Origin of the sequence: Burkholderia sp. AU30280 (assembly GCF_020420125.1) — a bacterium.
Classification (GTDB): Bacteria; Pseudomonadota; Gammaproteobacteria; order Burkholderiales; family Burkholderiaceae; genus Burkholderia.
This window is the reverse complement of sequence record NZ_JAIZRY010000012.1, coordinates 258052-272419: the sequence shown is the minus strand read 5'-3', so window position 1 is coordinate 272419 and position 14368 is coordinate 258052. Positions and strand designations below refer to the sequence as shown.

Annotated in this window: 14 protein-coding genes; 11 read left to right on the top strand and 3 right to left on the bottom strand. The window is 66.2% G+C overall.

The annotated features are described in order from the left end of the window. On the top strand, window positions 1-206 hold a 206-nt coding region (locus LGN17_RS26555; RefSeq protein WP_226199516.1), incomplete at its 5' end, for a hypothetical protein. Between the two features lie 160 nt (window positions 207-366). On the opposite strand, the gene LGN17_RS26550 is transcribed toward LGN17_RS26555, so the two are convergent. Then, on the bottom strand, window positions 367-1635 hold the full coding sequence (locus tag LGN17_RS26550) for an SGNH/GDSL hydrolase family protein (RefSeq protein ID WP_226199513.1): 1269 nt from the start codon (window positions 1633-1635) through the stop codon (window positions 367-369). Between the two features lie 199 nt (window positions 1636-1834). On the opposite strand from LGN17_RS26550, the gene paaA reads away from it, so the two are divergent. The 8 genes from paaA (at window position 1835) to LGN17_RS26510 (ending at window position 8117) form a co-directional block, all read left to right on the top strand. Further along, window positions 1835-2833 (top strand): 1,2-phenylacetyl-CoA epoxidase subunit PaaA, encoded by a 999-nt coding sequence (gene paaA / locus LGN17_RS26545; protein WP_039366897.1) that lies wholly within the window; start codon window positions 1835-1837, stop codon window positions 2831-2833. Between the two features lie 40 nt (window positions 2834-2873). Continuing rightward, window positions 2874-3158 (top strand): 1,2-phenylacetyl-CoA epoxidase subunit PaaB, encoded by a 285-nt coding sequence (gene paaB / locus LGN17_RS26540; protein ID WP_027788585.1) that lies wholly within the window; start codon window positions 2874-2876, stop codon window positions 3156-3158. 10 nt (window positions 3159-3168) lie between these two features. Continuing rightward, on the top strand, window positions 3169-3972 hold the full coding sequence (gene paaC, locus LGN17_RS26535) for a 1,2-phenylacetyl-CoA epoxidase subunit PaaC (protein WP_226199510.1): 804 nt from the start codon (window positions 3169-3171) through the stop codon (window positions 3970-3972). A 23-nt stretch (window positions 3973-3995) separates the two neighbouring features. After that, the gene (gene paaD, locus LGN17_RS26530; RefSeq protein WP_226199508.1) at window positions 3996-4556 is read left to right on the top strand and encodes a 1,2-phenylacetyl-CoA epoxidase subunit PaaD; all 561 of its coding nucleotides are present in this window, start codon (window positions 3996-3998) and stop codon (window positions 4554-4556) included. Between the two features lie 5 nt (window positions 4557-4561). Continuing rightward, window positions 4562-5650 (top strand): 1,2-phenylacetyl-CoA epoxidase subunit PaaE, encoded by a 1089-nt coding sequence (gene paaE, locus LGN17_RS26525; RefSeq protein WP_226199506.1) that lies wholly within the window; start codon window positions 4562-4564, stop codon window positions 5648-5650. A gap of 128 nt (window positions 5651-5778) precedes the next feature. Further along, window positions 5779-6603, top strand: coding sequence for a DUF1835 domain-containing protein (locus LGN17_RS26520; protein ID WP_226199504.1), 825 nt, complete (start codon window positions 5779-5781; stop codon window positions 6601-6603). Between the two features lie 16 nt (window positions 6604-6619). Next, a complete protein-coding gene (locus LGN17_RS26515) occupies window positions 6620-7225 on the top strand; it encodes a TetR/AcrR family transcriptional regulator (RefSeq protein WP_006482923.1) in 606 nt (201 codons plus the stop codon). 244 nt (window positions 7226-7469) lie between these two features. Next, window positions 7470-8117, top strand: coding sequence for a GNAT family N-acetyltransferase (locus LGN17_RS26510; RefSeq protein WP_226199502.1), 648 nt, complete (start codon window positions 7470-7472; stop codon window positions 8115-8117). Between the two features lie 58 nt (window positions 8118-8175). Here LGN17_RS26510 and LGN17_RS26505 read toward each other — a convergent pair whose 3' ends face one another. Beyond that, window positions 8176-8700, bottom strand: a complete 525-nt coding sequence (locus LGN17_RS26505; RefSeq protein WP_226199500.1) for an Lrp/AsnC family transcriptional regulator — start codon at window positions 8698-8700, stop codon at window positions 8176-8178. Between the two features lie 212 nt (window positions 8701-8912). Between LGN17_RS26505 and hppD the strand changes: the two genes are divergently transcribed. Then, window positions 8913-10010 carry a 4-hydroxyphenylpyruvate dioxygenase gene (gene hppD, locus LGN17_RS26500; protein WP_226199498.1) on the top strand — a complete coding sequence of 366 codons (1098 nt, stop codon included), beginning with the start codon at window positions 8913-8915 and terminating at the stop codon, window positions 10008-10010. Window positions 10011-10141: 131 nt separating this feature from the next. Here hppD and LGN17_RS26495 read toward each other — a convergent pair whose 3' ends face one another. Beyond that, complete coding sequence (locus tag LGN17_RS26495) at window positions 10142-10336, bottom strand: hypothetical protein (protein WP_174954851.1); 195 nt, start codon at window positions 10334-10336, stop codon at window positions 10142-10144. Window positions 10337-10655: 319 nt separating this feature from the next. Here LGN17_RS26495 and LGN17_RS26490 point away from each other — a divergent pair, with 319 nt between their 5' ends. Next, window positions 10656-14246 (top strand): indolepyruvate ferredoxin oxidoreductase family protein, encoded by a 3591-nt coding sequence (locus tag LGN17_RS26490; protein WP_226199496.1) that lies wholly within the window; start codon window positions 10656-10658, stop codon window positions 14244-14246. Window positions 14247-14368 lie beyond the last annotated feature (122 nt).

Genomic DNA, 14368 nt, shown 5'->3' with positions numbered 1-14368 from the left:
TCGTGTTTCCCGGCAGCGCTGCGTTTTCAGCAGCAGAGAAGCGAGATTATGAACCGTGTTTCGCAGTTCGTCAACAACTTTTTAACATCAGCGTTGCGACTGCGGGGCTCAACTTCCAGGCCAGTTGTACGCGCCAGACTGCCGCACACCACCGACCCTGCTTCCCTCTTCCGCGCCGTGTTTCCGTTAGCGCGAAAGAGGCGTGATTCTAAGCACCCGCCCCCAACCACGCAAGCCCCTTTGTGAAAATATTTTGAAAAAGCCCCCGTGCGCTATCGCGCACGGGGGCTGGGGGGCTCGACGGGCCGCGTGATGCTGCCGACCTCCCGGTCGCCAGCAACACTTCCCTCTATATATAGAGGCGCGTCACTTGCCGCCCACCACTGCCTGCAGTTGCTCGATCGACACCGCATCGGCCATCGCCGCGTAGCCGGCGTCGCTCGGATGAATGCCGTCCCCGCTATCGTATCGACGCTGCAGCACGCTCGGGCGCGCCGGATCGCGCAGCACGGCATCGAAGTCGACCACGCCGTCGAACCCGCTACCGCTCCGGATCCACCGGTTCACCTCAAGCCGGATCGCCTCACGCTCCGCCGGCAGCCCAGCCGGCGTCAGCGTCGCGCCGAAGACCTTCACCCCCTGACGGTGCGCCGCTTCGATCAGCCGGCGGTAGCCGTCGATCAAAGATGCAGCCGTGACCTGCGTATGCGGGTGGTCGCAATCGAGCCCCGCGCGCGGCGGCATCGCCGCAAAGTTGATGTCGTTGATCCCGATCAGCACGATCGCGGCCTTCACACCCGCGCGCGACAGCGCATCGCGTTCGAATCGCGATGCCAGCGATGTGCCATAGCACGCCGAATCGCTGAGCAGCCGGTTCCCGCTGATACCAAGATTCGCGATGCCGATCGACTCCACGCCGGAGGCGCTCAGCCGACGCGCCAGTGCGTCCGGCCAGCGGTGGTTCCGGTTCACGCTCGAACGCAGCCCGTCGGTAATCGAATCGCCGATCGCCGCTACGCTGGCTCGCGCGGAACCGGCCTCGACCGCGAGCTCGCTCACCCATGCATATTGGGTAAAACGGGCGCGGAACGCGGCGGCGCCCGGATCACTCACGTGCCCTCCCGGTGCAGACACGTAATTGAACTGGTTCGACACACGGTGCCAGACCGTCATCCGTTGGTTCGGCCCCATCTGGAGGCTGATCGCATACGGCCGCCCGGCCGCCACTTCGATCGCTACCGGATCGCTTTCGAGTTCCTGGCCCGGCGCCAGCGTCACGGACGCCTTGCCGCCGAACCGGACCGGCACCGCCGCACCGGCAAGCGCCGCCCCTTCCCCGGCGCGCGCGAGGCTCGCCGCCTCGACGACCAGGGGCGCACGACCGTACGCATTGCTGACGCGGATCCGCGCGGCACGACCCGACACCGTCGGATACACGATCTGGCGCACGGCCCGTCCGGCCACGTCGGGTGCACGATAAAGCGGCGGCGGTGCGGCAAGGTCGGGAATCGGCTGCAGCGCGGTCGCCCACGCGGCCACCCATCCGGCCGGCTCGGCCGAGGCCGACGCCACGAGCGGCGAGACAAAGACGGCCGCACCCAGCACGGCCGCGGCGATACTGCTTCGGAATGACATCGGCAAAATCCTCGTCGGAAAGCGGGCATTGTGCCGCAGAAGACGCGAACCCCACGCGCCAGACCAGCACGATGCCACCCGATCGCGCCCCAACGTCCCTCGTTTACCCGAATCGCGCCGCAAATCCACAAGAAATTTATTAACCGACCGGTCGGTTGGTTTATACTTCGCACACATTCAACCGGACGAGAATCTCGCCATGTACACGCAATCCCTCGACATCCCCGGCAACGTCGCGCCGCTCGACGCCGCAGCCGAGTCGCCCGAGCAGGCGCGGTTCGATGCGGTCATGGCCGCCGACGGCAAGATCGAACCGCAGGACTGGATGCCCGACGCCTATCGCAAGACGCTGGTTCGCCAGATCTCGCAGCACGCGCACTCGGAAGTCGTCGGCATGCTGCCCGAAGGCAACTGGATCTCGCGCGCGCCGAGCCTGAAGCGCAAGGCGATCCTGCTCGCGAAGGTCCAGGACGAAGCCGGCCACGGCCTCTATCTTTATAGCGCGGCCGAAACGCTCGGCGTATCGCGCGATTCGCTGATCGACGCACTGCACGCCGGCAAGGCGAAATATTCGAGCATCTTCAACTACCCGACGCCGACCTGGGCCGACGTCGGCGTGATCGGCTGGCTCGTCGACGGTGCGGCGATCATGAACCAGATCCCGCTGTGCCGCTGCACGTACGGCCCGTACGCGCGCGCGATGATCCGCGTGTGCAAGGAAGAATCGTTCCACCAGCGCCAGGGTTTCGACGCGCTGCTGTCGATGATGAAGGGCACCGACGCGCAACGCGCGATGGTCCAGCAGGCCGTGAACCGCTGGTGGTGGCCGGTGCTGATGATGTTCGGCCCGAGCGACGCCGATTCGGTCCACAGCAATCAGTCCGCGAAATGGGGCATCAAGCGGATCACGAACGACGACCTGCGGCAGAAGTTCGTCGACGCGACGGTCGACCAGGCGAAAGTCCTCGGCGTGACCCTGCCCGACCCCGACCTGAAGTGGAACGAGGCGCGCGGCCACCACGACTACGGCACGATCGACTGGGACGAATTCTGGCGCGTGGTCAACGGCGACGGCCCGTGCAACAAGGAACGCCTCGCGACCCGCGTGAAAGCGCACGAGGACGGCGCATGGGTGCGCGAAGCCGCACTCGCCCACGAAGCAAAGCGCCGCGCGCGCGCCGAACAGCACGCCGCCTGAGCGGCGGCACACCATCGAATTCAGCATTCAGGAGAAAGTGATGAACAAGGAATGGCCGATCTGGGAAGTGTTCGTGCGCAGCAAGCAGGGGCTCGACCACAAGCATTGCGGCAGCCTGCACGCCGCCGACGCGTCGATGGCGCTGCGCATGGCGCGCGACGTCTACACGCGCCGCCAGGAAGGCGTGAGCATCTGGGTGGTGCCGTCGTCGGCGATTACCGCGTCCGATCCGAGCGAGAAGGCCGAGCTGTTCGAGCCGGCGGGCGACAAGATCTACCGTCACCCGACGTTCTACACGCTGCCCGACGAAGTCAACCACATGTAACGCCCGCGCCATGACGATCACGCCCGAACACCTCTCCTACGTGCTGCGCCTCGCGGACAACACGCTGATCCTCGGTCAGCGCAACGCCGAATGGTGCGGTCACGGCCCGATCCTCGAGGAAGACATCGCGCTCACCAACATGAGCCTCGACCTCATCGGCCAGGCACGCATGCTGTATACGCACGCGGCCGAACTCGAGCGCCAGCTCACCGGCGCAACGAAGACCGAGGACGACTACGCTTACTTCCGCACCGAGCGCGAGTTCGCGAACTTCACGCTCGCCGAGCTGCCGCACTACGGCCCGCTCGCCGGCACCGCGCACGCCGACAAGGACTACGCGGTGACGATCGTGCGCAACTTCCTGTACTCGGCGCTGATGCTGCACGTATGGACCGCGCTGGAAACGTCGACCGACACGCAGCTCGCCGCGATCGCCGCGAAGTCGGTAAAGGAAACCCGCTATCACGTGCAGCACGCACGCGAGTGGCTCGTTCGCCTCGGCGACGGCACCGACGAATCGCACCGTCGCGCGCAGGACGCGCTCGACTACCTGACGCCGTATACGCGCGAATTCTTCGCCGCCGATGCGATCGACGACGCGGTCGCAGCCGCGGGCATCGCTCCCGCACCGGCCTCGCTCGAAGCGGCATGGCGCGCTGACGTGGACGACGCGCTCGCGGAAGCGACGCTCACGCTGCCGGCCCCCGTGCAGCATGTGACGACCGGCAAGCAGGGCGAGCACTCGGAACACATGGGCTACCTGCTCGCCGAAATGCAAAGCCTCGCACGCCAGCACCCCGGCGCGACCTGGTAACCCCGACGCCACGGAGCCCGACGATGTCCGTCCAGACCGCCCCCGCTCATGTCGCGCCCACCGTGCACCGCGACGATCCGCTGCTCGCCCGTGCATGGGACGTGCTCGAAGCCGTGCCCGATCCCGAGATTCCGGTCGTGTCGATCCGCGAGCTCGGCATCCTGCGCGACGTCCGCCGCGCGGACGACGGCCGGCTCGAGGTCGTGATCACGCCGACCTACTCGGGCTGCCCGGCCATGTCGCAGATCGCGGAGGACATCGCCGCCGCGCTGCAGGCCGCCGACCTCCCGCCGCACCGGATCGAGACGGTGCTCGCGCCTGCGTGGACGACCGACTGGATCACGCAGGAAGCACGCGACAAGCTGCGCGCGTACGGCATCGCGCCGCCGGTCGGCCAGTGCGGCACCGCCGCGCCGCGGGAAAGCGTCGTGCGCTTCGTGCCGCGGCCGGTCGCGGCGCCCGCGTGCCCGCGCTGCGGCTCAGCCCGCACCGAGCGTCTCGCGCAATTCGCTTCCACGGCCTGCAAGGCGCTGTATCGCTGCGTCGACTGCCGCGAACCCTTCGACTACTTCAAACCTTATTAATCGATATGGCGACCCCGCAATTTCATCCGCTGCGTATCCGCGACGTGCGGCCCGAAACCGCCGACGCCGTCACCGTCTCCTTCGACGTGCCGCCCGAGCTGCGCGATGCGTACCGCTTCACGCAGGGCCAGTTCGTCACGCTGAAGACCCACATCGACGGCGAGGAAACGCGACGCTCGTATTCGATCTGCGTCGGCACGACGGACTACGACCGTGACGGCGAACTGCGCATCGGCATCAAGCGCGTGCGCGGCGGCCGCTTCTCGAACTTCGCGTTCGACTCGCTCAAGCCAGGCCACACGATCGACGTGATGACGCCGGACGGCCGTTTCTTCACCCACCTGAACGCCGATCACGGCAAGCAGTACGTCGCGTTTTCCGGCGGTTCCGGGATCACGCCGGTGCTCGCGATCGTGAAGACGACGCTCGAACTCGAGCCGCGCAGCACATTCACGCTGATCTACGGCAACCGCAGCGTCGACGCGATCATGTTCGCGGAAGAGCTCGAGGACCTGAAGAACCGCTACATGAACCGCTTCGTCCTCTATCACGTGCTGTCGGACGACCAGCAGGACGTCGCGCTGTTCAACGGCGTGCTCGATCAGGCGAAATGCGCGGAGTTCCTCGACACGCTGACGCCGGCCGACGCGATCGACGAGGCGTTCATCTGCGGGCCCGCGCCGATGATGGACGCGGCCGAGGCCGCGCTGAAGGCGGCCGGCGTGCCGCAGGCGAAGGTGCACGTCGAGCGCTTCGGCACGCCGCTGCCGCAGGCCGGCGCGCCGGTCGTCGAAATCACCGACCAGACGCCGGCCGCCGACCTGGAAATCGTGCTTGATGGCAAGAAGCGCAAGCTGCGGCTGCCGTACGAAGGCGTGAGCCTGCTCGATATCGGCCTGCGTGCGGGCCTCGCTCTGCCGTATGCGTGCAAGGGCGGTGTGTGCTGCACCTGCCGTGCGAAGGTGCTCGAGGGCGAAGTGCGGATGGAAAAGAACTACACGCTCGAAGCGCATGAAGTGAAGGACGGCTTCGTGCTCACGTGCCAGTGCCACCCGATCAGCGACAAGGTCGTCGTGAGCTTCGACGAGCGTTGAGCGACGTCGCGTCGCGGCGCCGGACGGTTTCTCGCCGTCACACATCTCGCTTACACTAGGGGCCGCCGGCCGGCTGGACATCGCAACGTCCGCCCGGCCGGCGGTTTTCTTTTGTTGACGACAGGCCGATGAGTACCATTCATGTGATTCAGGGCGGCACCGCCGCCGCGTCGCTGCGCGAGGCCCTCGCGCAAGCCGGACGCGACGAGCGCGTCGTCGGATTGCTCGACGATCTCGGGGTCGGGCCGCTCAAGGGCGCCGACGAGATGCCCGACACGCGCGCCGCCTTCTGGCAGCGCGTGCTCGGCGACCAGATTCCCGACTGGAACGCGGAGATCGAGGGCGAGTTCGCGCGCCTCGACCAGCTCGCGACGGATACGGGCCAGGTGGTCGTGTGGCATGCGCCGAGCGTCGGCGACAAACTGCTGCTGCGCCGCGTCGCCTATCACCTGCGCAACGTCCCGCAACGCCTGAACGAAGTGCGACTGTCGGCCGCCGACCTCGTCTCGGCGCAGCGCGCGGCGCTGTCGCGCACCGACCAGGCATGCGCGACCGGCATGTTCTCGCCCGCCGAACTGGCGCGGAAGCGCCCGATGGCCGCGCCGATCTCGGTGCTGCGCATCGGCCGCCTCGCGCTCGAATGGCAGGAGGCGAAGCACCAGAACGCCGAGTTGCGCTACTGGGTCAGCAACACGATCAAGAGCGGCCACTATGCGGACCTCGACGCGCTGATCGTCGCGCGCGCGGAAGCCGACTGGCGGCCCGCGGGGCGCCTCGTCGGCAGCATCATGGCCGACGCCGACCGCGGCGGGCTGTTCGTCAGCGACTCGATCGCCTGGTGGCGCTGCCGCGAACTCGCGGCGGCCGGCCGGCTCGAGCTGCAGGACGACGCGCCCGACGCCCTCTCTTCCACGCAGGTGCGCGCGGCCCGCACGGCCGCCACGCACCGCTAATCTTCCGCATTCGACCATGGCCCGTACCCGAGCGCCCGACCACGAATCCCAGCGCGAGCAGATCCTCGATCTGGCCGCTGAGAAATTCGCGCAGACGAGCTACCCGAGCACGTCGATGTCCGATCTCGCGACCGCGAGCGGCACGTCGAAGGCACGCCTCTATCACTATTACGAGAGCAAGGAAGCGATCCTGTTCGACTTGCTCGACCGCTACACGAAGCGGCTGATGCTGATCATCGCCGAGGTCGAAGGGGCGAGCCAGCGGCGCGGCCTCAGCGAGCGCGACGCGTTCGCGGAGCTGGTGCGCGCGTTCCTCGCCGAGTACGAAACGTCGCACAGCCGCCACGTCGCGCTGCTCAACGACGTGAAGTATCTCGAGGACGCGCAGCGCGAAATCGTGCTCGATCGCCAGCGCGACATCGTCGCGGCGTTCACACGGCAGCTCGCGCGCGCGTACCCGGACCGCATCTCGAAGGAAAACCAGACATCCGTGACGATGATGGTGTTCGGGATGATCAACTGGACGTTCACATGGCTGAAGCCCGGCGGCCGCCTCGGCTACCGCGACTTCGCCGAGCAGGTGATTGACCTGATCGAGCGCGGGCTGTCGACGGCTGCCTGATTGCCGCACAGCAGCAAACGTTGCAAGACAGGCACACTGCGGCCGCCTTTCGCGCATTTCATATGATGAATTTTAAATCTGTTAAAAATCAAATAGATACGAGATTAACTAAGCAGATTTAGAATTCATCCTCCAGTACAAACAAGGTCAAATACGGGTTTTCCCCAATCCAGGGGCTGACGGTCGGGTAAAATGCTGTTGCGTTGCACAACCCGCTGTACGGTCATACATTGAGGAACCCACGATGAACACGCAATTGAACGGCTCCGCCGATGTCGTCGGCACCGCCGGTAGTGCGCCGGTTCTCGTAAGGGAACTGGCTTCCAAAGACCGTGAGCAGATGCTCACCCACTTTCTCTCGCTCGACGAAGAGGACCGCCTGCTGCGCTTCGGCCAGATGGTGCCAGACCACGTGATCGAGAACTATGTCCGCACGATCGACTTCGGCCGCGACACCGTATTCGGCGTGTTCGACCACGACCTCGAACTGATCGGCGTCGGCCACCTGGCCTATCTGCCGGCCGACGGCGACAAGCGCACGGCCGAATTCGGCGTGTCGGTGCTCGAAAGCGCACGCGGCCGCGGTGTCGGCTCGAAGCTGTTCGAGCGCGCGGCGATCCGCAGCCGCAATACGCACGTGACGATGCTGTACATGCACTGCCTGTCGCGTAACGCGACGATGATGCACATCGCGAAGAAGTCCGGGATGCGGATCGAGTACGCGTACGGCGAAGCCGATGCGTATCTGTCGCTGCCGCCGGCCGATCACTCGACGATCATCGCCGAGATGCTGCAGGAACAGGCCGCGGTGTTCGACTACGCAATGAAGCGCCAGGCGCGCCGCACCACGAAGTTCATCGAATCGCTGATGCCCGCCGCCCTGACGGCGTAATGTCGGCCTGCCGGGCCGCGCCAGCGGCGCGCCTGGCCCCTCCCTTCCCCGCCGCGCACTAGCGCACCGAACGAATCGGCAACGCCGTCGTCTCCTTGAAGCATTCGAGCGAAAAGCTCGTCTTCACGTCGATCACCGACGGGTGATGCAGCAAGTGCTCCTGCACGAAGCGGGAAAAATGCGCCATGTCCTCGACCTGCACGCGCAGCAGGTAATCCATATCCCCCGTCATCGCGTGGCACGCGACCACTTCCGGCCAGGTCTGCACGGCCGCGCGAAACAGCTCCGCATGGGTCGCACCCGCACGCGCCGACGTCTCGTCGGCCCGCGCCGGCGCCAGGCCGCCGCGCTTCTCGAGCCGCACGCTTACGTACGCGAGCAGGTCGAGCCCGAGTTTCTGCGGATTCAGCAGCGCGACATAGCCGGTGATCACGCCGGTCTCCTCGAGCCGCCGAATGCGCCGCAGGCACGGGCTCGGCGACAGGTTCACGCGCTCGGCGATCTCCTGGTTCGACAGGCGCCCGTTCTCCTGAAGAATCGCGAGAATCCGCCGGTCGATGGCATCCAATTCGGCTTGCGCCATCTTCTGCCCTCCAATGAGTATTTTGAGACGGGAAATTGCGCCATCGTAGGTTGAGGCAATTAAGTTCGCAAGTTTACGCTCGCGGCTGCCCGCTACACTCTGTCGCACGTACCGATTCGTCGCGCACGCCGCCGCGTGCGCCACGTTCGACATCGAACCAGGCCGGACCTGCGCACGTCGCCCCGGCCGATCGCCCCCACTGGAGACACGCCATGCAGATCCCGAACTGGGACAACCCCGTCGGCACCGACGGCTTCGAATTCATCGAATACACGGCACCGGACCCGAAAGCGCTCGGACAACTGTTCGAACGGATGGGTTTCACCGCGATCGCGCGCCACCGCCACAAGGACGTGACGGTGTACCGCCAGGGCGACATCAACTTCATCATCAACGCCGAACCGGATTCGTTCGCACAACGCTTCGCGCGCCTGCACGGCCCGTCGATCTGCGCGATCGCGTTTCGCGTGCAGGATGCCGCGAAGGCGTACCAGCGCGCGCTCGACCTCGGCGCATGGGGCTTCGACAACAAGACCGGCCCGATGGAACTGAACATCCCGGCGATCAAGGGCATCGGCGATTCGCTGATCTACTTCGTCGACCGCTGGCGCGGCAAGAACGGTGCTCAACCGGGCGCAATCGGCGACATCAGCATCTATGACGTCGACTTCGAGCCGATCGCCGGCGCGAACCCGAACCCGGTCGGCCACGGCCTCACCTATATCGACCACCTGACGCACAACGTGCATCGCGGCCGCATGCAGGAATGGGCCGAGTTCTACGAGCGCCTGTTCAACTTCCGCGAAGTGCGCTACTTCGACATCGAAGGCAAGGTGACGGGCGTGAAGTCGAAGGCGATGACGTCGCCGTGCGGCAAGATCCGCATCCCGATCAACGAGGAAGGCTCGGATACGGCCGGCCAGATCCAGGAATACCTCGACGCGTACCACGGCGAAGGCATCCAGCACATCGCGCTCGGTGCCACCGACATCTACCAGGCGGTCGATGGCCTGCGCAGCAAGGATGTGAAATTGCTCGACACGATCGACACGTATTACGAACTGGTCGACCGCCGCGTGCCGAATCACGGCGAATCGCTGGAAGAACTGAAGAAGCGCAAGATCCTGATCGACGGCGCGCGCGACGACCTGCTGCTGCAGATCTTCACCGAGAACCAGATCGGGCCGATCTTCTTCGAGATCATCCAGCGCAAGGGCAACCAGGGCTTCGGCGAAGGCAACTTCAAGGCGCTGTTCGAATCGATCGAACTTGACCAGATCCGCCGCGGCGTCGTGCAGGACAAGGCCTGACGCAGCCGGCGGGCGGCGGCCCGGGGCAACCCGGGCCAGCCCGCACGATCCGGCGGCACAAAAAAAGGCGGGAATCCTCCGATTCCCGCCCTTTTTGCATTCCGGCGCGGCCCGCAGGCCGCGCGACCGGATCAACGCGCGTTCGCCTTCGACTCGACGGCGCGCTCGGCCGACGGCTGCGCGGCGGCGTCCTGGGCCGGCACGATCTGCTGCATCTGCGCGCCGGCTGCCGCCAGTGCGCTCGCGCCTCGCGCGTGCACCGGGCCGGTCATCGAGAAAAACGCGGCGGACACGATCAGGAAACTCTGGATATGACGTGTGTTCATTGCACCTCCTGTAAAACTGCCGGCGCCTCCCCGATTGCGTCGAAACGAACCCACGCGGCCGGGCACCTCCGGCAGGCCGACAAGATTAACGGCATTTGCCCGCAAATGGGGGCGGCTTTACATGCATTTACATGATGTAACGCATGGTCATGCCCTTTTTCAGCGGTGCGCCGCCGCATTTTGTCCGATGGGCGGCGGGTTTGCCCCAGTGCTACCATCGCTTGAAACCGGCCAATATGCCGGCCACTGCCGACGCGTCCACAAGATGCCGGAGGCAGTCGAGTTTTGGTGATCCCAAACTGGGTGGAGGAGACAGTTAATGAATGCCCCGCTAGACGCAGGCCAACGCGCATCGCTAGAAGCCGCGCTGAAGTCCGTCACGCTTGACGACAAATACACACTGGAACGCGGTCGCGCGTACATGAGCGGGATCCAGGCCCTCGTGCGCCTGCCGATGCTCCAGCAGGAACGCGATCGCGCCGCCGGCCTCAATACCGCCGGCTTCATCTCCGGCTATCGCGGTTCACCGCTCGGCGGCCTCGATCTGTCGCTCTGGAAAGCCAAGCAGCACCTGGCAGCCCACCAGATCGTCTTCCAGCCCGGCCTCAACGAAGATCTCGCCGCCACCGCCGTGTGGGGCTCGCAGCAAGTGAACCTGTACCCCGGCGCAAAGCACGACGGCGTGTTCGGCATGTGGTACGGCAAGGGCCCGGGCGTCGACCGCACGGGCGACGTATTCAAGCACGCGAACTCGGCCGGCTCGTCGCAGCACGGCGGCGTGCTGGTGCTCGCCGGCGACGACCACGCGGCGAAATCGTCGACGCTCGCGCACCAGTCCGAACACATTTTCAAGGCCTGCGGGCTGCCGGTGCTGTTCCCGTCCAACGTGCAGGAGTATCTCGATTTCGGCCTGCACGGCTGGGCGATGAGCCGCTACTCCGGCCTGTGGGTCGCGCTCAAGTGCGTGACGGACGTCGTCGAATCGTCGGCGTCGGTCGACATCGACCCGCATCGCACCGAGATCGTGCTGCCGACCGACTTCATCCTGCCGGAAGGCGGGCTGAACATCCGCTGGCCCGACCCGCCGCTCGTGCAGGAAGCACGGCTGCTCGACTACAAGTGGTACGCGGCGCTCGCCTATGTGCGCGCGAACAAGCTCGACCGCATCGAGATCGACTCCCCGCACGCGCGCTTCGGGATCATGACCGGCGGCAAGGCTTACCTCGACGTGCGCCAGGCGCTGACCGACCTCGGCCTCGACGACGCAACCTGCGCGCGGATCGGCATCCGCCTCTACAAGGTCGGCTGCGTATGGCCGCTCGAGGCACAGGGCGCGCAGGCGTTCGCGCGCGGCCTCGACGAAATCCTCGTCGTCGAGGAAAAGCGCCAGATCCTCGAATACGCGATCAAGGAAGAGCTGTACAACTGGCCCGACGGGCAACGTCCACGCGTGTTCGGCAAGTTCGACGAGAAGGACGGCGCCGGCGGCGAATGGTCGGTGCCGATGGGCAACTGGCTGCTGCCCGCGCACTACGAGCTGTCGCCCGCGATCATCGCGAAGGCGATCGCGACGCGCCTCGAGAAGTTCGAGCTGCCGTCCGACGTGCGTGCGCGCATCGCCGCGCGGCTCGCCGTGATCAACGCGAAGGAAATGGCGCTCGCGAAGCCGCACGTGCAGACCGAGCGCAAGCCGTGGTTCTGCTCGGGCTGCCCGCACAACACGTCGACCAACGTGCCGGAAGGCTCGCGCGCGATCGCCGGCATCGGCTGCCACTACATGACGGTGTGGATGGACCGCAGCACGAGCACCTTCAGCCAGATGGGCGGCGAAGGCGTGCCGTGGATCGGCCAGGCGCCGTTCACGGACGAGAAGCACGTGTTCGCGAACCTCGGCGACGGCACCTACTTCCACTCGGGCCTGCTGGCGGTGCGCGCGGCGATCTCGTCGAAGGCGAACATCACCTACAAGATCCTCTTCAACGACGCGGTCGCGATGACGGGCGGCCAGCCGGTCGACGGCGTGCTGACGGTGCCGCAGATCACGCACCAGCTCGCGTCCGAAGGCGCGAAGAAGATCGTGATCGTCACCGACGAGCCGGAGAAGTACGACAGCCAGAAGGCGCTGCTCGCGCCGGGCGTGACGATTCACCATCGCGACCAGCTCGACGACGTGCAGCGCGAGCTGCGCGAGATCGAAGGCACGACGATCCTGATCTACGACCAGACCTGCGCGACCGAGAAACGCCGCCGCCGCAAACGCGGCACGTATCCGGACCCGGCCAAGCGCGTCGTGATCAACGAAGCAGTGTGCGAAGGCTGCGGCGACTGCTCGGTGCAGTCGAACTGCCTGTCGGTCGAGCCGCTGGAAACCGAATTCGGCACGAAGCGCCAGATCAACCAGTCGAGCTGTAACAAGGACTTCTCGTGCGTGAAGGGCTTCTGCCCTAGCTTCGTCACGGTCGAGGGCGGCCAGTTGAAGAAGCCGAAGGCCGTGTCGGTCGACGGCAACGCACTGCCGCCGATCCCCGAACCGACGCTGCCGGACATCGACCGCGCGTACGGCGTGCTCGTCACGGGCGTCGGCGGCACGGGTGTCGTCACGATCGGCGCGCTGCTCGGGATGGCCGCGCACCTGGAAAACAAGGGCGTGACCGTGCTCGACGTGACCGGCCTCGCGCAGAAGGGCGGCGCCGTGATGAGCCATGTACAGATCTCGCACGCGCCGACCGACATCCACGCCACGCGGATCGCAATGGGCGAAGCCGACCTCGTGATCGGCTGCGACGCGATCGTCACGGCCGGCGACGAGTGCACGTCGCGGATGCGGCACGACACGACGCGCGTGGTCGTCAACAGCGCGCAGACGCCGACCGCCGAGTTCATCAAGAACCCGAACTGGGCGTTCCCCGGCCTGTCCGCCGAGAACGACATCCGTGCGGCTGCCGGCGAAGCCGTCGATTTCATCGACGCGAACCGCTTCGCGGTCGCGCTGCTCGGCGACGCGATCTACACGAACCCGTTCGTGCTCGGCTACGCGTGGCAGAAAGGCTGGCTACCGCTCACGCTCGCGTCGCTCGTCCGCGCGATCGAACTGAATGCGGTATCGGTCGAGAAGAACCGTGCGGCATTCGACTGGGGCCGCCGCGCTGCGCACGACCTGGCGAGCGTGAAGCAGGCCGCGGCCGGCGACGCGCGCCCCGCGCAAGGCGCCACGGTGATTTCGCTGCACACGAAGAAGGCGGTCGACGCGCTGATCGCGAAGCGCGTGGAATTCCTCACCGCGTACCAGAACGCCGCGTACGCAGCACGCTATGCGGCATTCGTCGACAAGGTGCGCGCGGCCGAGCGCGCGCTGGCAGACGGCGACACGGTGCAGGAACAGCTGACCGAGGCGGTTGCGCGCAACCTGTTCAGGCTGATGGCGTACAAGGACGAATACGAGGTCGCGCGGCTGCAGTCCGATCCGGCGTTCCTCGCGCGCCTGTCCGCGCAGTTCGAAGGCGACTGGAAGCTGAAATTCCACCTCGCGCCGCCGCTGTTCGCGAAGACGGACACGCACGGCCATCTCGTGAAAAAGGCATACGGCCCGTGGATGATGTCGGCATTCCGGCTGCTCGCTAAGGCGAAGTTCCTGCGCGGCACGGGGCTCGACCCGTTCGGCCGCACCGAGGAGCGTCGCACCGAGCGTGCGCTGATCGGCGAGTACGAAGCGCTGATCGGCGAGGTGCTCGCCAAGCTGAACGCGGCCAACCGCCCGCTCGCCCTCGACCTTGCGGCGCTGCCGGACGGCATTCGCGGCTACGGCCACGTGAAGGAGAACAACCTGCGCGCGGTACGCCAGAAATGGAACACGCTGCTCGCGCAGTGGCGGGCGCCGGCCGGCGGCCAGCCGCACCAACAGGTCGCGTAACGGCACACGGCGGGCCTTCGCGGTCCGGAGGCCCGCCGGCAAGCTGCTGCCGGTTCGCGTCACGATAAAAAAACGCCACGGAACGCAGGTTCCGTGGCGTTTTCCATTGCGCCGCGCGCGAA